18 protein-coding genes are annotated in these 20952 nt (G+C 66.6%); 8 read left to right on the top strand and 10 right to left on the bottom strand.

Annotated elements, in window-relative coordinates:
• Positions 1-7: 7 nt before the first annotated feature.
• From ABLE91_RS01305 to ABLE91_RS01265, 9 genes are all read right to left on the bottom strand, one after another.
• A complete protein-coding gene (locus ABLE91_RS01305) occupies positions 8-979 on the bottom strand; it encodes a TRAP transporter substrate-binding protein (protein ID WP_348927698.1) in 972 nt (323 codons plus the stop codon).
• A gap of 29 nt (positions 980-1008) precedes the next feature.
• On the bottom strand, positions 1009-1548 hold the full coding sequence (locus tag ABLE91_RS01300) for a 3-isopropylmalate dehydratase small subunit (protein ID WP_348927696.1): 540 nt from the start codon (positions 1546-1548) through the stop codon (positions 1009-1011).
• Positions 1549-1558: 10 nt separating this feature from the next.
• Positions 1559-2815: a 3-isopropylmalate dehydratase large subunit gene (locus tag ABLE91_RS01295; protein ID WP_348927694.1), complete on the bottom strand. Its 1257-nt coding sequence runs from the start codon at positions 2813-2815 to the stop codon at positions 1559-1561.
• Between the two features lie 10 nt (positions 2816-2825).
• Positions 2826-3449 carry an RraA family protein gene (locus ABLE91_RS01290; RefSeq protein ID WP_348927693.1) on the bottom strand — a complete coding sequence of 208 codons (624 nt, stop codon included), beginning with the start codon at positions 3447-3449 and terminating at the stop codon, positions 2826-2828.
• A complete protein-coding gene (locus tag ABLE91_RS01285; RefSeq protein ID WP_348927691.1) occupies positions 3442-4221 on the bottom strand; it encodes an IclR family transcriptional regulator in 780 nt (259 codons plus the stop codon). The genes ABLE91_RS01290 and ABLE91_RS01285 overlap by 8 nt, the downstream gene beginning before the upstream one ends.
• 212 nt (positions 4222-4433) lie before the next feature.
• The gene (locus tag ABLE91_RS01280; RefSeq protein WP_348927689.1) at positions 4434-4844 is read right to left on the bottom strand and encodes a hypothetical protein; all 411 of its coding nucleotides are present in this window, start codon (positions 4842-4844) and stop codon (positions 4434-4436) included.
• 15 nt (positions 4845-4859) lie between these two features.
• A complete protein-coding gene (locus tag ABLE91_RS01275) occupies positions 4860-6647 on the bottom strand; it encodes a hydantoinase B/oxoprolinase family protein (protein ID WP_348927687.1) in 1788 nt (595 codons plus the stop codon).
• The gene (locus ABLE91_RS01270; RefSeq protein ID WP_348927685.1) at positions 6644-8731 is read right to left on the bottom strand and encodes a hydantoinase/oxoprolinase family protein; all 2088 of its coding nucleotides are present in this window, start codon (positions 8729-8731) and stop codon (positions 6644-6646) included. Before ABLE91_RS01270 ends, ABLE91_RS01275 begins: the two co-directional genes overlap by 4 nt.
• 262 nt (positions 8732-8993) lie before the next feature.
• Positions 8994-9854, bottom strand: a complete 861-nt coding sequence (locus ABLE91_RS01265) for a fumarylacetoacetate hydrolase family protein (RefSeq protein ID WP_348927683.1) — start codon at positions 9852-9854, stop codon at positions 8994-8996.
• Positions 9855-10212: 358 nt separating this feature from the next.
• On the opposite strand from ABLE91_RS01265, the gene ABLE91_RS01260 reads away from it, so the two are divergent.
• Positions 10213-11028, top strand: a complete 816-nt coding sequence (locus ABLE91_RS01260) for an IclR family transcriptional regulator (RefSeq protein WP_348927681.1) — start codon at positions 10213-10215, stop codon at positions 11026-11028.
• A gap of 58 nt (positions 11029-11086) precedes the next feature.
• On the opposite strand, the gene ABLE91_RS01255 is transcribed toward ABLE91_RS01260, so the two are convergent.
• Entirely contained in the window at positions 11087-12070 is a 984-nt protein-coding gene (locus tag ABLE91_RS01255; protein WP_348927679.1) for a Bug family tripartite tricarboxylate transporter substrate binding protein, read from the bottom strand.
• Positions 12071-12668: 598 nt separating this feature from the next.
• Here ABLE91_RS01255 and ABLE91_RS01250 point away from each other — a divergent pair.
• The 7 genes from ABLE91_RS01250 to ABLE91_RS01220 all read left to right on the top strand — a co-directional run bounded on the left by ABLE91_RS01250 (position 12669) and on the right by ABLE91_RS01220 (position 20925).
• Positions 12669-13919 (top strand): ABC transporter substrate-binding protein, encoded by a 1251-nt coding sequence (locus ABLE91_RS01250; RefSeq protein WP_510181890.1) that lies wholly within the window; start codon positions 12669-12671, stop codon positions 13917-13919.
• A gap of 159 nt (positions 13920-14078) precedes the next feature.
• Positions 14079-14933 (top strand): helix-turn-helix transcriptional regulator, encoded by an 855-nt coding sequence (locus tag ABLE91_RS01245; RefSeq protein ID WP_348927677.1) that lies wholly within the window; start codon positions 14079-14081, stop codon positions 14931-14933.
• Entirely contained in the window at positions 14926-15936 is a 1011-nt protein-coding gene (locus ABLE91_RS01240; RefSeq protein ID WP_348927675.1) for a branched-chain amino acid ABC transporter permease, read from the top strand. Before ABLE91_RS01245 ends, ABLE91_RS01240 begins: the two co-directional genes overlap by 8 nt.
• A 2-nt stretch (positions 15937-15938) precedes the next feature.
• On the top strand, positions 15939-17027 hold the full coding sequence (locus ABLE91_RS01235; RefSeq protein ID WP_348927674.1) for a branched-chain amino acid ABC transporter permease: 1089 nt from the start codon (positions 15939-15941) through the stop codon (positions 17025-17027).
• A gap of 5 nt (positions 17028-17032) precedes the next feature.
• Positions 17033-17812, top strand: coding sequence for an ABC transporter ATP-binding protein (locus tag ABLE91_RS01230; RefSeq protein WP_510181893.1), 780 nt, complete (start codon positions 17033-17035; stop codon positions 17810-17812).
• The gene (locus tag ABLE91_RS01225; RefSeq protein ID WP_348927670.1) at positions 17805-20045 is read left to right on the top strand and encodes an ABC transporter permease; all 2241 of its coding nucleotides are present in this window, start codon (positions 17805-17807) and stop codon (positions 20043-20045) included. Before ABLE91_RS01230 ends, ABLE91_RS01225 begins: the two co-directional genes overlap by 8 nt.
• Before the next feature lie 7 nt (positions 20046-20052).
• A complete protein-coding gene (locus ABLE91_RS01220; protein ID WP_348927668.1) occupies positions 20053-20925 on the top strand; it encodes a phosphoenolpyruvate hydrolase family protein in 873 nt (290 codons plus the stop codon).
• Positions 20926-20952: the final 27 nt, after the last annotated feature.

Below are 20952 nucleotides of genomic sequence, written 5' to 3'. Positions count from 1 at the left end.
GGGCGCCTCACTCCTTGCCCGCGAGCTTCTGCGCCCAGGTCCACACTTCGGGGAGCAGGGTCTTCATGGGCTCCACCATGGTGCGCATCTGGTCCACGGTGTAGCCCGGCTCGACGAAGTGGATGCCCTTGGCCTTGAACTTGTCGATGAGGTCCTGTTCCTCGGCCTTGGTGGTGTCGCCGTAGAATTTCGAGGCTTCCTCGGCGGCCTTGTAGAAGGCCTCCTTGTTGGCGGGGGTGAGCGTGTCCACCCACTTGCCGAAGGTGAGGAAGGCTTTCGGCGAGAGCACGTGGCCGGTCTTCACCACCGATTTCGCCACGTCCTGGATGGAATAGCCCGCCATGTCGGAGATGGCGCCCTCGATGCCCTCCACCACGCGCTGCTGCATGGCGGTGAAGGTCTCGGCGATGTTCATAGGCGTGGGGGACAGGCCGAGCAGCTTGATCTGCTGCACATAGATGGCGGTGCCAGGCACGCGGATCTTCATGCCCTTCAAATCGTCGAGGCCCTTGGCGTCGCGGGTGGTGTAGACCCAGCGCGGCACGTTCCAGGAGGGCGCGATCATGCGGTAGCCGCTGCGCTTCTCCACCTCGGCGATCAGCGCCTTGCCGCCGGGGCCGTTCCAGGCGGCCATCATCTCGTCCTGGTCCTTGAACAGGAAGGGCCACGCATTGGCGGTGACGATGGAGACCTGCTCGCCCAGCGCGTCGGGCTGGATGAACATGACGTTGACCAGGTTCACCTTCATCTGGGTGGCCATGGTGCCGAACGTACCGAGCTGGCTGTTCGAGAACACCTGCACCTGGAGGTCGCCCTTGCTGTATTGCTCGGCCTTCTCCTTGAAGACCGCCAGCGTGCGGCCGATGATGGATGAGGGTGCGCCGGTGTCGCCGACGATCACCTTTTGCGCCGCGAAGGCGCAAGCCGGCGACAACGCGGCTGCGATCAGGCAGCCGACGCTCAGAATCCTCCTGAACATGTGTTCCTCCCTTTATTTCTTGTTGGACGTCAGGCGGCTGGGACCTCCCCGGCCTGCCGCATGGCGGCAAGGCGCTTCATGACCATGGGCTTCCAGCCCCCGAGCGCGATGGTCTCCCGCAGCATGTCCGGCAGGGGCGCATAGGTGTGAACGGTGCCACGGGTGAGGTTCTCGAACCGGCCGGTCGCGAAATCCACCCGCAGTTCGTCGCCGGTCTCGCAGGCGGCGGTCACGCCCTCGCAATGGGGCAGGAAGGGGAGGCCGGCATTCACCGCGTTCCGGTAGCTGCCGCGCGGGATGGATTCCACCACCAGCCCGAGGCCGAGGGCGGCGACGCCGATGAGGCCCTGGATGTGCGGATTGCCCTGGGCGAAGCGACGCCCCGCCACCAGGATGTCGCCGGGCTTCACATTCTTCGGGAAGTCCGGGTCGATGGTCACCATCACGTGCTCGCGCAGGATGTCCGGGCGCAGCTCGCGGCTGGTGGCGAATTCCTTCTTGGTGAGGTCCGCATCCACCGAGATGGCATCGCCGAACTTCCAGCAGCGGCCCTGATAGACGAAGTCCATGGCTGCCTCCTCAGAGATAGCGCCGGGGATCGGCGATGTGGCCGGCGACCGCCGAGGCGGCGACCGTGAGCGGGCTCGCCAGATAGACGTCGCCCTTGGTGGTGCCGAGGCGGCCGGGATCGTTGCGGGTGCCGGTATTGATGGAGACCTCGCCCGGCGCCATGGGGGCGATGCGCCCGCCCGCGCAGGGGCCGCAGCCCGGCGCCGTCATCACCGCGCCCGCATCCATGAACTGGCCGATGAGGCCCTCCCGGTCCGCCTGGAGCGCCACCTCCTGGGTGGCCGGCGTGACGAAGAGGCGGACGGAAGGGTGCACCTTGCGCCCCCTGAGCACGCGGGCGGCGTCGCGCAGATCGCCGATGAGCCCGTTGGCGCAGGAGCCGATGAAGGCGTGGTTGATGGCGACGCCCTCGACGCTGGTCACCCCCACCACATTGTCCGGCCGGGGCGGCGCGGCCACCTGCGGCTCCATGAGGCCGAGGTCGTAGTCGTAGACGCCCTTGAAGGTGGCATCCGGGTCGCTGTAGGCGGCGTGCTCCGTGCTCGTCCCGCGCTCGGCGAGCCAGGCGCGGGCATAGTCGTCCACCTCCACGAGGGCGGATTTCGCGCCCATCTCCAGCGGGTTGTTGCAGAGCGTGTTGCGCCCGCCGAAATCGACGGAGGACAAAGCGGGGCCGCCATATTCCACCACCGAATAGTCCAGCAGGTCCTCGCCCATATCGACGATCATCCTCTGGGAGATGTCGCGGATGGTCATGCCGGGCTTGAGCGAACCCTTCAGGTTCACGCGCAGCGTCTCGGGCACCTGGATCCACACCGAGCCCAGGGCCAGCACCTCGGAAATCTCCGTCACCAGCGCAAAGCCGAGCGCGCCGATGGCGCCGTAATTGGTGACGTGGGTGTCGTAGGCCAGCACGAACATGCCGGGATGCACGATGCCCCGCTCCATGGGGAAGATGTGCCCGAGCCCGCCGCGCCCCACGTCGAAGAATTGCTTGATGCCGTATTTGCGGACGATCTCCCGCACATTCTTCTGCCGCTCGGCGGAGGCGGGGGAGGTGGCCACGGGCTCGTGGTCGGTGGAGATGAGGACGTGCTCGGGATCGTAGAGCTGCGTGACACCCATATCCTGGAGCGCCCGGTCGAAATTCACCACGTACCAGTCGTGGACCGTGACCATGTCGGGCTTGGGATAGAGGGTCTCGCCGGCCTTCACCGGGCGCCCCATCACACGGGAGAGGATCTTCTCGGTGGCCGTCTGTCCCATGGTTTCCTCCTTAAAGACCCAGCACGCTGCGGATGGGTTCGCCCGCCTTCAGGCGCGCGTCCCGCCTCTCCTCGTCGCTGCGTTTCTTCTCGGCGCGCACCAGCACCTCGGCTGCTTCAGTGGCGGCCACGATGAGGACGCCGTCGCCGTCGGCGAGCACGATGTCGCCGGGATGGACGGTGGCGTTGCCCATGGCGATGGGCAGGCCCACCCAGCCGGGATGGCGCTTGGCCGTGCCGCGCACATTGAGGCCGGCGGCATAGAGCGGGAATCCCAGTTCCCGGATCTGGTCGATGTCCCGCGCCGCCGCATTGGTGACGCAGCCGACAATGCCCTTCGCCATGCAGGCGAGGGTGGAGGAGCCGCCCCAGATGGTGGCGTCCACCGTCCCGCCGCCGTCGATGACGAGGACGCTGCCGGGGGGCGCCTCCTCGATGGCCCGGAACACCACCATGTTGTCGCCCGGCATGGCCTTGACCGTGAAGGCGCGGCCGGCAATGCGCGTGCCTTCCACCAGCGGGCGCACGGCGGGGCCCACATCGCCCAGCTTGCCGGCCGCCTCATAGACGGTGGTCACGGGGATGCGGCCGAGGGCGGCGATCACATCATCGCCGGGGCGCCGGGTGTCAGTCATGCTCGTGCGGCCTCCGTGCTTTCAGGGCCGCGCTCAGCTCGTCGGCGGCCTTCCTGACCTCGCGGCCCAGCGCCTGGCTCTCCTCCTGCGACGCCTGCATGGTGGCGTAGCCGAGGGAGAGCACGCCGAGCAGTTCGCCCTCGGTGCCTACCGCGGCGGCCGCAACCGAGGCGACCCCCGCCGTGTGCTCCTGCCAGTTCAGCGAGAAGCCTTGCGCGCGCACCTGGGCGAGGCGCTCCATGAGCCTGTCCACCTCGGTGAGGGTGAACGGCGTGCGCGCCACCAGCTGGCTCGCGCGCAGGATGCTCTCGGCCTGGTCGGGCTTCAGGGTGGAGAGCGCCGCATGGCCGGTGGCGCTGGTATGGACCGGGAGCTTCTCACCCACGGGAATGGAATATTTGATGGGGCCGCGGCCTTCGAGGGCGGCGAGGATCACCATGGTGTCGCCGCGCAGGCTCGACAGGTAGCTCGTGAAGCCCGTCTCGGCCACGAGGCGCGCCATGATGGGCGCCGCCGCCTCGTTCAGCCCGCCGGCCCGCAGGAACAGGCTGCCCACCCGGAACGCCTCGACCCCCGGGCGGAATTTTCGCGTCACCGGATTGCGGTCTACGAAGCCGTGCATCTCGAGGGCCTGGAGGAAGCGCGACGTGCTGGCCTTGGACAGCGACAGTTCGCGGGCGATCTCGGAGACGCCGAGCTCGGGCCGGTCTTCGCTGAAGCTGGAGAGGATTCTGAGCGCACGGCTGGTGCTCAGCGAAAATTCCGCTTCCACGTGGCGTTCATCCCTGTGTTCCGATTATCGGAACTTATTAACCGATTACAGGAACGATAGGAAAGGAAGGATCGAACGTCAACCAAAAGAAAAGCCGCCCGCAAGCATAGGCGTGCGTTCCCCGGACTGGCCGAGGACGCACGTCATTCCTGCAGGAAGATCGGATTTAACGCGCTGATCCCGACTGGTGCGGCATCACGCTGGAACGCGCCTCAGACGGCTGAGGCCGTCATGCGGTGGCGGGTGGCGAAGGACGCCAGGGTCCGCTTGAGGCGAGACACGACAAACTCCCGTGCCTCGTCCTTTTCAGGCTGCGCCCCCAGATGCTCCAGCAGCAGAGTGATGTTCCAGCGGCCATCGGCAAGGCGGCCCTGCCCCTGCAAGAGCGCGATGACGTCGGCCCGCTCGCCGCGCTCGGCCTCTGCCAGGAGGTAGTCGACAATGTCCTGCTCGAAGTCGGAGAGCTGAAGGACAACGCCATCGCCGCTGCACCCGCAACCGGCGCCCAGGGCCATATGCTGGGCACCGCCGTCGCGCCACACCGCAAGAAGGTCCTGCGGTGTTTCAAGCGGCGCGGGGCGGGGCCCGAAGGACCGCGACTGCCCTGGTCCGAACTGCGTCACATCACCCTCGCATGCCTATCCGGCGATGACCTCGAACGCGGCATCCTCGCCGCTGTCCTGTCCGAAGGCAGCACGGCGTGCCGCGGTTGCCTCCACGTCCAGGGCGCCGTCCGGCGTCACCACGACCCCATAGTGCCGATAAGCAGCAGCTCGGCTAACATAGCCCTCGCGGACATCATCCGCGACCTTCTCGGGATCGCGGGCGAGGGCATCGCCGAAGCCGCCGCCGCCTCCGGACTGCATCATGTAAGCATCGCCGCGGCCCAGCCGGACGCCGAAGATCTTGGCGTTGGGCAGTTCCGCTTCCCATTGGCCGTTGCGGCGGATGCCGATGCCGTTGCCCATGGCATCGCCGCCGCCATCGAGCCCCCAGGGCTTGCAATGCATGCGGTCGATGCGGGTGGTCAGCGAGAAGGGCGAGAGCGCCTGGACGACCATTTCCGCGCCGAGCCCCCCGCGCGTGCGGCCCGCGCCGGCGCTGTCCTCGCGCAGCGAATAGCGCTCCACCAGAACGGGATACTTGGCCTCCAGCTGCTCCGACGGGCTGTTATGGGTGTCGCCGTCATTGATGCAGACGGTGGCCGAGACGCCGTCCTCGTTCGCCTTCGCGCCCCACCCGCCGCCCAGGGGGCCGATGCCGACGATGAAGAGGCGCCCATCCGCGGGCGAGACGCCGTGGATGTTCGGGAAAACCAGATCCGCATGGTGGCCAGCCGCGACGCGATCGGGAATGGCGCTCGCCAGCGCCTTGAAGATCGTGTCGATCACGGTCATGGGATAGGTCATCCAGACCCGCATGGGGAAGGGCCGCTCGGCGCTGATGACCCGGCCCATGGGCATGATCACCTTCAGGTTCCTGAAGCTGCCGTCATTGACCGGATATTCGGTGGGCGTCGTCAGGCACTTGAAGGCCACCTGGGCGCAGGCGATGCCGGTGGTGAAGCCGGAATTGTAGAAGCCGCGCACCTGCCGGCTGACGTCGGAGAGATCGATGGTCATCTCATCGCCGCGCTTCTCCACCTTCACGCGGATGGGGACCCGCTGGCCCACCTCCACGCCGTCGTCGTCCATGAAGGATTCCGCCTCGTAGACGCCGTCCGGAATGGCGCGGGTGTTCGCGCGGGCGATGGCCTCCGACTGGTCCATCAATATGTCGACCGCGCCGAGCACCGCATCCTTGCCGTAGCGCTTCACCAGCTCGACGAAGCGCCGCTCGCCGGTGGTGATGGCGGTGATCTGGGCGCGCAGATCGCCCATGGCGCGCTCCGGCAGGCGCACGTTCATGGCGATGATGTCGACCAGCTCCTGGTTCACCACATCGCCGCGGCGATACTTCACGATAGGGATCTGGATGCCTTCGGAGAAGATATCGGTCGTCACCTGTCCGAGCGTGCCGCCCACATCGAGCCAGTGCGCCATGCAGCAGGCGAACGCCACCAGCTCGCCCTCGAAATAGATCGGCTGGGTGAAGGTGAAGTGGTTGAGATGGCTGCCCGTGGTGTAGGCGTCGTTGGTGACGAGGATGTCGCCGGGATGGATGTTCTCCAGCCCGTAATGGGCGATCTTGGCCTTCACGGTCTCCGCCATGCCGCGGATGAACATGGGCAGGCCGAGGCCGATGGAGATGGTCTGGCCCTTGGTGGTGAACAGGCCGACGGTGAAGTCCAGCGCCTCATAGATGATGAGGTTGTAGGCCGTCCGCATCAAATTGGTCTTCATCTCCTCCGTCACGGCCAGGAGGCCGTTGCGGATGATCTCCACCGTGATGGGGTCGATGGCCGGTGTCTGCGGCTCCGTGCTCATGAGCGGGCGCTCCCGATAGCGATGACGAGGTTTCCGAACCGATCGACGACGAGCTCGTCGCCGGGCGCCACGACTGTGGTGGAGGCGTGCTCCTCCACCAGCAGCGGGCCGGAGAGGCGGTTGCCCGCCTTCAGGTGCGTGCGGCTGTAGACGGGCGTGTCGTGGAAGCGGTCGCCGAAGAAGACCGGCTTGACGATGCGGACGGCGTCCGCCGTGGGCTCTTCGCCGCCTTCAGGCACGGTCCGCGGCGCGGGCTTTGCCATGACGCCGAGAACCGTGGTGCGCAGGCTCACGATCTCGCAGGCCTCGGACGGCGAGGACGTTCCATAGCGCACCGCATGGACCTCGTCGAAGCGCCGCTTGAAGGCCGCGTGATCGGCGTTCAGGAACAGGTCTTCGGGCAGGTCCACCGTCACCGCGTGCTCCTGGCCGACATAGCGCATGTCGGCCGCGCGCTCGACGCGCACGCTTTCCGGCCGCACCACAGAGCCGGCGATGGCCGCCCGACCCTCGTCCTCCATGCCGCGATAGATGTCCTCCAATTCCTCGAAGGTCACCTCGGCGAGCTTGCGGAAGCAGGAGCGCACGAAATCATAGCGCAGGTCGCTGAACAGCATGCCGAAGGCCGAGAAGTGGCCGGGTGCAAACGGGATCAGGACCCGCTTGATGCCGATTTCCCGGGCGATGGCGGAGGCGTGGAGCGGCCCCGCGCCGCCATAGACGACCATGGTGAACGCGCCTGCATCCAGCCCGCGCTCGGTGGTGACTGCTTTGACCGCGTAGGACATGGCGGTGATGGCGATGCGCAGAATGCCTTCGGCCGTCTTGATGGGATCGAGCCCGAGCCGGTCGGCCACATCGCTCATCGCCTTGCGCGCCGCCTCGACGTCGAGCGCCATGGCGCCGCCGAGGAAGTGCTCCGGGTCCAGCCGGCCGAGCAGCAAATTGGCGTCGGTGACGGTGGGCTCCGTTCCGCCGCGCCCATAGCAGGCCGGTCCCGGCATGGAGCCCGCGCTTTGGGGGCCGACCCGGAGCGCATTGCCCTCGCCGACGCGCGCAAGGCTTCCGCCCCCGGTGCCCACTTCGAAGATGTCCATCATGGGGATCTGGATCGGCAGCGCGCGCTCATAGCCGCCGATGAGGGCGCTGCCGGTGGTCAGCGGACGTCCCTCGCTGATCACGCCGGCCTTGGCGGTGGTGCCGCCCATGTCGAAGGCGATGGCGTCGGGCAGGCCAAGCTGCGTGCAGATGGCCTGCGCGCCGATGACGCCGGCGGCGGGGCCTGATTCCAGCATGCGCACGCATTCGCGCCGGGCATGTTCCACGGGGAAAAGGCCGCCCGTGGACTGGACCGCATAGAAGGTGCCCTTGAAGCCGCTGGCTTGGAGGTGGTCTTCCAGCTCACCGAGATAGGCGGCGACGCGCGGCCCCACATAGGCGTTCGCCGCCACCGTCGAGACACGCTCGAACTCCCGGTATTCCTGGGACAGTTCGTGGGAGGCGGACACGAAGACGCCCGGCAGCTCCTCCTGGACGATCTGCTTCACCCGGATCTCGTGCTGGGGGTTGCGGTATGAATGCAGCAGCAGCACCGCGACGGATTCGATCTCGCGGTCCGCGAGCGATTTCACGAGCGTGCGGACGGCGTCCTCGTCGAGCTTGCGATGGGTCGCGCCATCGGCCCGCAGGCGTTCCGGCACCTCGAAGCGCAGGGACCGCCGGACAAGAGGCTCGTGCTTCGAGAAGAAGAGATTGTAGGCGTCCGGCCGGTTGACGCGGCCGATCTCGTAGATGTCGCGGAAGCCTTCGGTGATCAGGAGCGCGGTCTTCGCGCCGGAACGCTCCAGCAGCGTGTTGATGGCAATGGTCGAGCCATGCAGGAAGAGATAGGCGTCATCGACCTTGACGTCGGCATCCAGCAGCGTGTGCTGGATGCCGTTGACGAGCGCGCCATGGGTCGACAGCGCCTTGCCGAAGCGAAGCTCTCCGGTCGCCTCGTCGAAGGCGGCAAGGTCCGTGAAGGTGCCGCCGATATCCACGGCGATGCGCAAGGTGTTCGATGTCACGTCAGGTGCGGCGGCCATTGCGATGTTTCTCCCTTAGGCAGCATCGACGTTCAATGTGTCGGCGGTTTCCGTTTGATGCTCCCGTCATGCCCGGGCTTGTCCCGGGCATCCACGGCTCTCCCTTAAGCATCCACCTGGCGGAGCCCCGTGGATGGCCGGGAAGTCGGCTGTTGCCGACTTCCCCACTTGATGAACCGAAGTCGGAAACATCCGACTTCGGGACAAGCCCGGCCATGACGGTGGTTCTTGGACCTTCCCCGCCGTTGAATGTCGACGCGGCTCAGACCGCGCTCTTCTCGGCTTCCACGTGGTTGCGCAGGAGGCCGACGCGCTCGATCTCCACTTCGACGACGTCCCCCGCCTTCATGTAGTGGGGCGGCTCGCGGCGGTCGCCGACTCCGCCCGGCGTGCCGGTGGCGATCACATCGCCCGGCCGCAGCTCCGTGAAGCCGGACACGTAGGAAATGATGTGCGGAACAGAGAAGATGAGCTGCGAGAAATGGGCATCCTGCATGACCTCGCCATTGAGGCGGGTGGTGATGCGCAGCGGCGCGAGATCGCCCACTTCGTCAGGGGTCACCAGGAAGGGCCCGAAGGGGCCGGTGGCTGGGAAGTTCTTGCCGGGCGTGAACTGGTGCGTGTGGCGCTGCCAGTCGCGGACGGAGACGTCGTTGTAGCAGCTATAGCCGGCGACATGGTCGAGGGCGTCAGCCTCTGAAATGTACCGGCCGCCCTTGCCGATCACCACCGCGAGCTCCCCTTCATAGTCGAAGCGGGTCGAGCTCAGGGGGAGGATGGTCGGTGCATCGTGGCCGATCTGGGTGTCGGCGAAGCGCAGGAAGATGGAGGGATAGGCGCTGTCCGGCCGCTTCGTCTCCAGGCGATGGCTTTCGTAGTTGAGCCCGACGCAGATGATCTTGTCCGGGTTCGGGATCACCGGGTCGAGGCGGATGCCGCCGACCGGGTGCCGCTTGCCGCTCGCCAGAGCCGCCTGGCCGATCTCGGTCAGCCGATCCGATGCAATGGCCGCGCGCAGGTCCGCATAGGCCTGCCGGTGCTCGCTGGTCACCTCGGCGATGATCTCGCCATCGACCGCACCATAGGTCGGGCGGCCATCGATATGGAACGAGGCGAACTTCATCTGGAACTCCTTTGGGTCTGGCGAAGAGGGATGTGGCGGGGAGGGGCAGCGCAGCGGCTCTCCGCCGTCAGCATGAGGGCTGTTCAGTGGCGCGCGCGGGGACGTGCGAAGACGAAGCGCGACGGTGCCGACGATCGGGTCGTCCGCGCCGACATGCGGCCGGATACCATGGATATACCCCTTCGTCCGATCCCCATCGAAATCGCGTCTCGCATCGCCTCTCCTAAATTTTTTCGGAATCCGAATTTTATTTCGGATAACATTGTAGAATGCGCTTGCGTTGTCAACGGGACCGGCAACGTAATTGGGGTTAAAAGAAGCCTTTGACGATACGAGAGAGGTTACCCAAGTGAGTTCAGTGACGGAGGGTCCGGGTGCCGAGCGGGTCGCGGATCGGAAAAGCGCCGTCCAATCCCTGTCCAAGGGACTGCGCATTCTGGAGACCATCGCGCAGTCCGATGCGCCGCTGACGCTGAGCGAGATCGGGCGCGGGAGCGGCCTCGATGCCGGAACCTGCTTCCGCATGCTGAACACCTTGGTCGAAGACGGCTATGTGAAGCGGCTGGAGGGGCGCCGCTTCGCGCTGACCCTGAAGGTTCTGGACCTCGGCCACCGGGCCATCGCCAGGCGGGACGTCCGCGACATGGTGCGGCCCTTTCTGCGCGCGCTTGTCAGCGATACCAGCGAGGCCGCGAGCTTTGCGGTGCTGGAGGGGCACCAGGTGCTGTATGTCGAGCGGGTGCGCGCCGGATTTGCCAGGCTCGGTGTTGATATCCAGATCGGAACCACCATTCCCGCTCATACCTCGGTGATCGGCCGGGCGATCCTGGCCTATCTCCCCAGCGAGCGTTTGGCGGCCATCAAGGCGGCTTCCAAGTCCGATGCGGAGCCCAGGCTCGATCCGGGTCTGGACGAGGAGCTGCAGCGCATCCGCGAGAAGGGCTACTATCTCGCCAGCTCATTGATACAGAATGGGCTTCTGATTATCGCGGCACCCGTCCTCGATGCTGACGGCCGCCCTGTCGGGGCCATCAGCGTGGCGGCGCCGTCGGTCCGCGCGAGCCTGGAAGACCTACAGCGGAATGTTCTTGGTCCGCTGTTGGTTTCCACCCGGGATCTCGGGCGCGCCTTCGACGCCGGCGGGATCATCGCGATGGTCACGCGTCCCTGGTAGCGCGTCCCCGCACCCCGTGCGGGCGCGTCAGCGCCCGCCGGTCTGGTGGCTGGAAAACCTAGATGGGCTCGAAGTTTGCGGCCTTCAGCAATTCGCTGCCTTTCTCAAGGTAGCTGCGCTGGAAGGCATCGAACTGCTTCGGCGTTTCGGTGGCGGGCTCAATGCCGATTTTCGCAAGCTGGCCGCTCTCGGCCAGGGACTGCACGGCCTCGTTGATGGCGGCATTCAGCAGCGTGACGAGGTCATCCGGCAGGCCCTTCGGCCCCCACACCCCGTACCACGACGCCTGGTCGAGGCCGGGCAGCCCGCTCTCCGCGGCGGTGGGCACATCGGGGGCAAGGCTGCTGCGCTTTGCGGATGTCAGGGCAATGGCTTTGACATTCCCGCCTTGGGCGGACGGGAGCAGGGCCAGGACCGGATCGATCATGAGCTGAACGTGCCCGGCTGAAACGTCCACCAATCCGGGGGCTGTCCCGCGATAGGGAATGATATCGAGATTGAGTTTTGCCAGCCGGTTGAATTCAAGTTCGGCGAGGTGGCCGGGAGACCCCAGGGCGGAGGTCGCGAAATTCCACTCATTGGGCTGCGTGCGGGCGTTTGCGATGATCTCGGCGAGGGTGTTCTGTGGCCGCTTCGGCGACATCACCAGGATCATCGGCGCCTCGCCGGCCCGTGCAATGGGTGTGAAGTCGGCGATGGGATCGTAGGGCGGCGTCTTCATGACGCTCTTGGTCATCACCTGCGTGCCCGCCGAGAACAGGATGCTATATCCGTCCGGATCGGACGTCCGGACGGCATTGCCGCCGACGGATCCATTGGCGCCGCTGCGATTTTCCACGATGACCGTGTAGCCCTTCAGATCCTTCAGCTTCTGGGCGATCAGCCGGGCGAAGACATCCACGCCGCCGCCGGGTGCGAAGGGGACGACCATTCGAATGTGGCGATTGGGGAAGCCCTTCGTGTCCGCCCACAGCATGGAAGGGGCGATCGCTGCCCCGACAAGGGCCGCCGAGGAAGCCAGAAAATCCCGCCGCTTGATCATCGTTTCCTCCACCGCACCGAAAATTTCGGATAACGAAAATTTTTTTGCATTGTTGTGCGATCGTTAGGTGCGCCCGCGCCCCAAGTCAAGAGAGGCGATTGCAGCCCATTCGGGCGGGCGGCCCGAGACTACAGGCTATAGTAGAATATCATCGATGTCTTTCTTATGAAGATGCCGATGGAAGTCATCGGGAGTGGCATATTTCCGATGCGCCTCTTTAATATTCCGGCAAACATCGTGCCGTGCTCCAGCATTAGCCAAGAGGCGTGTCTGAGGGTGGATCGTGGATCCATCTCACGAAAGCTTGGCCACAGCCCAGATATCTTCGGCGCTTTGCAGGGGCGGGATTTACCTCTGTATCAAGGTGCGCATCCAGGCTCTGAACACCCGCCTTGCGGTCGAACTTCCTTCGAAGCGGCCCGAACAAAGGCCGGAAAAATAGGCCGGGCATCGCGAAAAGCAGACCCTCAGCAATGTTTGCGATCTTGGCAGCCGGTCGCCCTGTGGTACCGTAAGGTTAGAGCGGAATAAAAAAACTCCGCCATCGGCTTCGTCGTGCAAACCTTCGACGTGGCCGGGTATGCAGGGAGGGAATACGATGCGGAAGGCGCTTATGGCGGCCGTCGCGGCCTGCTGTTTAATGGCATCCACTTCGAGCGGCCAAGCTCAAGAAAAACTGAAAATCGGCGTTATGGCGACCCTTTCGGGTGCGCTGACCTCGGGCGGCGAAGACGGCGTGCGCGGCGTGCAGATCGCCGCCAAGCAGGCAAACAACAAGATTGCCGGCCGTGACATCGAGCTCATCATTGTTGCGACCGACGCCAGCCCGGACTCCGCGCTGCGCGCAGCGCGCAAGCTCGTCGAGCAGGACAAGGTCCAGTTGATCATCGGTCCCCTGTCGGGGTCCGAAGGCATCGCCATGCGCGACTATAGCAAGACGGTGCCGAACCTCGTCATGATCAACGGCTCGTCCGGTGCGCTCGAGACGACCTATGTCAATCCATCGCCGAACTTCTTCCGGTTCAATAGCGACGGCGCGCAGTGGATGGCGGGCCTCGGCGAATATGTCTTCAAGGACAAGGGCTACAAGAAAGTCGCCGTGATCGGGGAGGATTATTCCTTTCCCTATACGCAGGTCTTCGGCTTCGCCCTAGGCTATTGCAAGGCCGGCGGCCAGATCGTCCAGCGCCAGTGGGTCCCGCTCGGAACGAAGGACTTCGGCTCGGTGATCGCCAACATCCCCGATGACGTCGATGCCGTCTTCCTCGGCCTCGGCGGCGGCGATGCGGTGAACTTCCTCAACCAGTACAGCCAGACCGGCGGCAAGGCGAAGTTCATCGGCGGCTCCATCATGGTGGACCAGACCGTGCTGTCGTCGCGCGGCGCCGCCAAGAAGCTGCTGGTGGGCACGCCCTCGTCCGGCGGCGTCGCGGACGCCTGGGACGATCCGCGCTGGAAGGAATGGGTGAAGGCCTATCAGGAAGCCTTCCCGGCCGACAAGCGCTTCGCCAGCCCCTCGCTCTTCGCCACCAATTACTACAACGCGTTCAACGCGCTCGCGAAGGCGATGGACAAGGTCAATGGCGACCTGTCCGATGGCGGCGCCAAGTTGCGGGCCGAACTGGCCAAGACTGAACTCGACGCCCCGAACGGCAAGGTCAAGCTGGACGCAAACCGGCAGGCCATCGCCACGACCTTCATCACCGAGGTCGCCGAACTGCCGAACGGCGATCTGACCAACAAGTTCGTGAAGACTGTGCCCGACGTCCCGGAGACCCTGGGCCTGTCGCCGGAAGCCTTCAAGGCCGTGGGGCTGCCCTCGCGGACCAATCCGGAGTGCAAGCCGTAAGCGGCTGAGCACACCATCCCCGGAATGGGGCGCGGCTCGCAAGCGCCCCTTCCGACCATCGTTCCGTACCGGTTCACGGTGTCGCCCGCGCGTTTGCGTGCGGCATCAGGCGGGGCATGCCGGAAGAGGCGCCGCTCGCCACACTGTACGCGAGGAGCCATGAGTCGCGCAGTCGCGGTTTGCCACGGGCCGTTCGGCCGGGTGTCGATCTACGCCCTCGATCGTCCGCTGGTCTTGCATGCCCACCGAGAGGCCCATCTGATCTTCTATCTGGAAGGCGGATGCGGGCTCGTGAACGTCAACGGCCGCGCGTTCCGCGCCGACCCCTTCATGGGAGCCGCCGTCAATCCCTGGGAGCCACACAGCTTCATGCCGGAGAGCTGCGGCGCGTGCGGACTTTTCCTCGTGGTCTATCTCAAGCCCGAATGGCTGGCGGCGCAGACCATGACGCCGCCGGGTTCGCTCGCCTTCCCGTCCTCCGAGCTGGTGGTCACCCGCGAGCTTGCGGCGTGGCGCGACAAGGCCGTCGAGATGCTGCTCTCCGCGCATCGCGAGCTCAACCTTGCGCCGGTGCTGATGGCGCTGGCGCAGGCCTCCAGCGAGCCCATCGGCCCCGGGCTCGCCTCCTCGCTGATCCACCTGCCGGCGGAATGTACCATCGACAGGCGCGTCCAGCGCGCCTGTCGCCTGCTGGAGGAGCATACGTCCTATGAGCATGTGCTTGCCTATGTCGCCCGCGAGGCCGGCCTGTCGCGGGCCCATTTCTTCAAGCTGTTCAAGGAGCAGGTGGGCGTGACGCCGACGGTCTTCGCGAACACGGTCCGCGTTGACGCCGCGCTCGACCGGATCGTGCTGTCGCACGAGCCGGTCACGAGCATCAGCGCGCGGCTCGGCTTCTCGTGCCAGAGCGTCTTCACCCGGTTCTTCACCGCCCATATGGGCATGTCGCCGAGCGATTATCGCCGGGCGCTGCGCACGGTCGGGCTTACCCCGCTGCAGGTGGCCCATGGGTGACTTCATCGCCCGGCGCCCCATCTGGTCGTTCGTGATCCTGGTCGCGGCCGCGCTTCTCCTGTGGCTCGTCTTCGCGGTCTGGACGCCGGAAATGGAGGCGACGTTCGGGCGCAAGCGCGTGTTCCTCAGCGCGCTGTTCAACGGCATCACCCTCGGCGCGCTCTATTTCCTGGTGGCCAGCGGCTTCACGCTCATCTTCGGCCTGATGCGCAACGTCAACCTCGCCCACGGCTCGCTATATTTGCTCGGCGGCTATATCGGCTACAGCATCGGCCATCTGACCGGCTCCTGGCTGGTGGCGCTCATCGTCGCCTTCATCATCGTCGCCCTGGCGGGCATCCTGATGCAGGTGCTCCTCTTCCGCTGGATGGAGGGGCAGGACCTGCGGCAGACGCTGGTGACCATCGCCCTCTCCATCATCGTCGCCGACCTGCTGCTCTGGAACTATGGCGGCGACACCTATCAGGTGACGACGCCGGAATGGCTGGCCGGCCCGGTGCAGCTGCCCTTCATGGTCGGCCTGCGCAGCAACGGCGAAGCGGTCATGATGACCTATCCGTTCGTGCGCATCGCCATCCTCATGGGCGCGATCATCGTCGGCGTCGTCATGTGGCTGGCGCTGAACCGCACGCGCATCGGCATGCTGGTGCGCGCCGGCGTCGATGATCGCGACATCCTCTCCGCGACGGGCGTGCGCGTGCAGCTCATCTTCGTGTTGGTCTTCGCCTTCGGTGCGGGCTTGGCCGGGCTCGCGGGCGTCGTCGGCGGCACCTTCCAGTCGCTCCAGCCGGGGGAGGACACGAAGATCCTCCTCTCCTCGCTGGTGGTGGTCATCGTCGGCGGCATGGGCTCGATCCCCGGCGCGGCCATGGGCGCGCTCATCGTCGGCCTCGCCGAGCAGTTCGGCTCCGTCTACATGCCCACTTACGCCGTGATGCTGACCTTCATCATCATGGTCGCGGTGCTGGCGATCCGGCCGCAGGGCCTGGCGGCGAGGCGCTGACCATGGCCATCACCGACATCCGCCCCATCGGCCAGCACGCCCCGCCCCGCGAAGGGCTCGGCGAGGTGATCGCCCGCCAGGGGCCGGCCTTCTGGATCGTCGCCGCGCTGCTGCTCGTCATGCCGCTGATCGCGACGTCGTTCTGGCTCGTGCAGATCATCGCCTACGCGATGATCCTCGGAATGATCGCCCTCAGCCTGATGTTCCTGGCGGGCTATGGCGGCATTGTCAGCCTCGTGCAGATGACGGTGGCGGCGTTCGCCGGCTATCTTGTCGCCATCTTCGGGGACAGCGCCATCGCCCAGATCAGCCTGAAATGGCCCTGGTGGGCGGCGGTGCCCGTGGCGGTCTTCATCGCCATGCTGTTCGGCACTCTGAGCGGGGCGCTCTCGGTGCGGACCGAGGGCATCTACACCATCATGATCACGCTGGCGATCGCCTCGGCCTTCTACTATCTGTGCCTGCAGAACTACACGATCTTCAATGGTTTCAGCGGCTTCAACGGCATCACGCCGCCGGTCTTCCTGGGGGTCGACTGGGGCAGCAACGTCCCCTTCTACTATCTGACGCTGGGCTGCGCGGCGCTCGCCTATGGCGCAGTCATCTATGTGTCGCGCGCGCCCTTCGGCCTCGCGCTCCAGGGCACGCGGGACAATCCCCGGCGCATGGCGGCCCTCGGCTTCAACGTGGTCGCCCACCGGATCGCCGCCTATACTTTCGCCTCGGTGATCGCCGGCTTCGCGGGCGTGCTGCTGGTCTGGTACCAGCGGCAGGTCTCGCCGGGCACGGCCGGCGTCGGGCCGGTGGTCGATGTTCTGATCATCGCCGTGGTCGGCGGCATGAGCCGGCCCATCGGGCCCTTCATCGGCGCGCTGGTCTATGTGCTGCTGCGCACCTTCTCGCTCGACCTCCTGGAGGCGGTGGGCCTCGACGGCAAGCGCTTCCAGCTCCTCATCGGGCTGGGTTTTCTCGTCATCGTGCTGTTCTCGCCGGACGGGCTCGTGGGCATCTGGCAGCGGCTGCGCGAGCGCTATCGCCGGAGCCGCGAGACCCAGGCCGCGCAGATGCGCATCGGCGGAGGCACGCCATGAATGCGATGCCGTCCCGGGAAAGCCTGAGCACGGCCGGCTCGGCCAATGCGCTGGAGCTGCGCGGCGTCTCGCGCCTGTTCGGGGCGCTGGCCGCGCTATCCGACATCACCCTCTCCGTGCGCCCCGGCGAGCGGCGGGCGGTGCTGGGCTCGAACGGCGCGGGCAAGACCACGCTGTTCAATTGCATCACCGGCGATTTTCCGCCGTCTTCCGGCATCATCCGCTTCTTTGGCGAGGACGTGACCGCCTTCCCGCCCCACGAGCGCATCCGCCGCGGCCTTAGGCGCACCTACCAGATCTCCTCGCTCTTCGCCGGTCTTTCGGTGATGGACAATGTCTACCTCGCCTGCCGGGGCGTCTCCCGCAACCGCTTCTCCCTCCTGCGCCCGCGCCGCGACGATGCGCTCGTCCATGCCGCCGAGGGGCTGGTGGATGCGGTGCATCTGGCGCCCGTGAAGGACCGCCTCGTGGGCGAACTCGCCTATGGGCAGCAGCGCCAATTGGAGATCGCGCTGGCCCTTTCGGGGGCGCCGCGTTTCATCCTGTTCGATGAGCCGGCGGCGGGGCTCTCGCCCACGGAGCGGCGCGACCTCGTCCACATCCTCACCTCGCTGCCCGGCCATATCGGCTACATCATCATCGAGCACGATATGGATGTTGCGCTGCGCGTCGTCGAGAGCGTGACGATGATGCACAACGGCCGCATCTTCAAGGAAGGCCGGCCGGAAGAGATCGAGACCGATCCCGAGGTGCAGGAGCTTTATCTCGGGGGCGCCCATGGCTGAGCGCCTGAAAGCCCCGCCCGCCGCGGGCATCCCCATCCTCCAGATCGCAGGGCTGAACGTCTTCTATGGCCGGTCCCATGCCGTGCAGGGCGTCGATCTCACCTTGCAGAGCGGCGTGCTCTCCGTTGTCGGCCGCAACGGCATGGGCAAGACCACCATGTGCAAGGCCATCATGGGGCTCGTGCCCATCTCCTCGGGCTCCATCCGCTTCTTCGGCGAGGAGATTGCCGGCCGTTCCCCGGCGGAGGTGGCGCGCCTCGGCGTCGGCTATGTGCCGCAGGGCCGGCGCCTGTGGCGCTCGCTCACCGTGGACGAGCATCTGCGGGTGATGCAGCGGGGCAAGCGCGGTGCCTGGACGCCCGAGCGCATCTACGAGGTGTTTCCGCGCCTCGCCGAGCGGCGCAACAACGGCGGCGCCCAGCTCTCCGGCGGCGAGCAGCAGATGCTGGCCATCAGCCGCGCGCTGCTGCTCAATCCGCGCCTCCTGGTCATGGACGAGCCCACCGAAGGGCTTGCGCCTGTCATCGTCGCCCATGTGGAGGAGATGCTGGTGCGGCTCGCCGAGAATGGCGATGTCGCCATCCTCGTCATCGAGCAGAATATCGGCGTCGCGACCCAGATGTCCGATCCGGTGGCCATCATGGTCAATGGCCGGATCAACCGCATCATCGCGTCCGCCACCCTCGCCGGCGACCGCGAGCTTCAGCAGCGCCTCCTCGGCGTCGGCCGCCACGGCCATGACGAGACCGATGCGGTGGTGCAGGCCCGCACGGGCAACGGGGCGGCTCCGGCCGCCGCGCCTGTGCCGCAGGGGCCGACGCGGGTCTATCTCTCCAATCCCGTGATCCCGACGCGCTGGTCGCAGCCTGTGCCGGCGGCCCGCATCGAGGCGCAGGCCCGCACCGTCTCGCGCCCGACGCTGGCAACGCGCGACGGCCGCCCCGTGGGTGACGTCCGGCCGCTGGCTGCCGCTGTCCTCGGCGAGCCTTATGTGGTCATCGCCGGCACGCTGGACACGAAGGGCGATGAGCTGCGCTTCATCCGCGATCTCATCCGCGCTGAGGGCCTGCGGACCCGCCTGGTGGACCTGTCCACTTCGGGGCGCAGCGCCGGCGGCGACGTGAGCCCGCAGGAGGTGGCGCTTGCCCATCCTCGGGGGTCCGCCGGCATCGCCTCGGGCGATCGCGGCACGGCGGTGGCAGCCATGACGGACGCATTTAAGGCGTGGCTGCCGCGCCAGGAGGGCGTGATCGGCATCATCTCGGCCGGCGGTTCGGGCGCCACCGCCATGGTGACGCCGGCCATGCAGGAGCTGCCGGTGGGCCTGCCCAAGCTGATGATCTCCACCATGGCCTCCGGCGATGTGCGCGCCTATGTGGGCGCCACCGACATCGCCATGGTGCATGCGGTCACGGACGTGCAGGGCCTCAACCGGGTCTCGCGCCTCGTCCTGGGCAACGGCGCCCACGCCATGGCCGCCATGGCGAAGGCACGGCTCGCGGAGCTGCGGCGCGAGGCGCCGCGCCGCCGGGAGACGGCCGAGAAGCCGCTCGTCGGGCTGACCATGTTCGGCGTCACCACACCGTGCGTGCAGCAGGTCGCAAAGCTCATCGAGGCCGAGTGGGAGCCGCTGGTCTTCCACGCCACCGGCACGGGTGGGCGGGCCATGGAGAAGCTGATCGAGTCCGGGCTCGTCGGCGCGGTGATCGACATCTCCACCACCGAGATCTGCGACATGATGATGGGCGGCATCCTGCCGGCCACCGAGGATCGCTTCGGCGCGGTCATCCGCACCCGCATCCCCTATGTGGGCTCGGTGGGCGCGCTGGACATGGTGAATTTCGGCGCGCCCGAGACCGTGCCCGAGCGCTATCGCGGCCGCAGGGTCTATGCGCACAACCCGCAGATCACGCTCATGCGCACGACGGCGGAAGAGAATGCCCGCATGGGCCGCTGGATCGGCGAGCGGCTGAACCAGATGGAAGGGCCGGTGCGCTTCCTCATTCCGGAGCTGGGCGTCTCGGCGCTCGATGCACCGGGCCAGCCCTTCCACGACCCGGCGGCGGACGCTGCGCTCGTCCAGGCGCTGGTTCAGACCGTGCGCGTCACCACCAACCGCCAGCTCATCCGGCTGCCGCTCCACATCAACGATCCCGCCTTCGCCGCCGCTTTGGCGCAGCAGTTCCGCACGCTGCATGCCGGCCGGCGCCGCGAGCGTGCGGCGCAACGATAGGCAACCCATGGCAAGCTTCGACAAAGCCACCCTCCTCAAGCGCTTCCGGGCCATGGTCGCGCGCGGCGAGCCCATTGTCGGCGGCGGCGCCGGCACGGGCCTTTCGGCCAAGTGCGAGGAGGCCGGGGGCATCGACCTCATCGTCATCTACAATTCCGGCCGCTACCGCATGGCCGGGCGCGGCTCGCTCTCCGGGCTGATGCCCTATGGCGATGCCAACGCCATCGTCATGGAGATGGCGGCCGAGGTGCTGCCGGTGGTTAAGGCGACGCCCGTCATCGCCGGAATCTGCGGCACGGACCCGTCCCGCCGCATGGATGTCTTCCTGGATGAGGTGAAGCGGATCGGCTTTGCCGGCGTCCAGAACTTCCCGACGGTGGGCCTGATCGACGGCGTCTTCCGCCAGAATCTCGAAGAGACCGGCATGGGCTACGGCCTGGAGGTCGAGATGGTGGCCCTCGCCAACGCCAAGGGGCTGCTGACCACGCCTTACGTCTTCTGTGAAGACGACGCCCGCGCCATGGCGCAGGCGGGCGCGGACATCATCGTCTGCCATCTCGGGCTCACCACCGGCGGCAGCATCGGCGCGGAGACCGCGCTGAAGCTTCAGGATTGCCCGACGCTGGTGGATCGCTGGGCCAAGGCGGCGCTCAAGGTGAAGAAGGATGCGCTCATCCTGGTCCATGGCGGGCCGGTGGCCGAGCCGGCCGATGCAGACTTCATCATGAGAAGTACCGCGAACTGCCACGGCTTCTATGGCGCCTCTTCCATGGAGCGCCTGCCGGTGGAAGTGGCGATCCGCGATCAGGTCCGCGCCTTCAAGCGGATCGGCAGCACGCAAGAAACCAAGCCGGCGCGCAAGGCCGGCAAAGCGAAATGACCCTGACACGGGCGGGAGGATGAGGAC

The sequence above is a fragment of the Aquabacter albus genome (genome assembly GCF_040049275.1).
Classification (GTDB): domain Bacteria; phylum Pseudomonadota; class Alphaproteobacteria; order Rhizobiales; family Xanthobacteraceae; genus Aquabacter.
The sequence above is the reverse complement of the archived record's forward strand: the minus strand, read 5'-3'. Positions and strand labels throughout refer to the sequence as shown.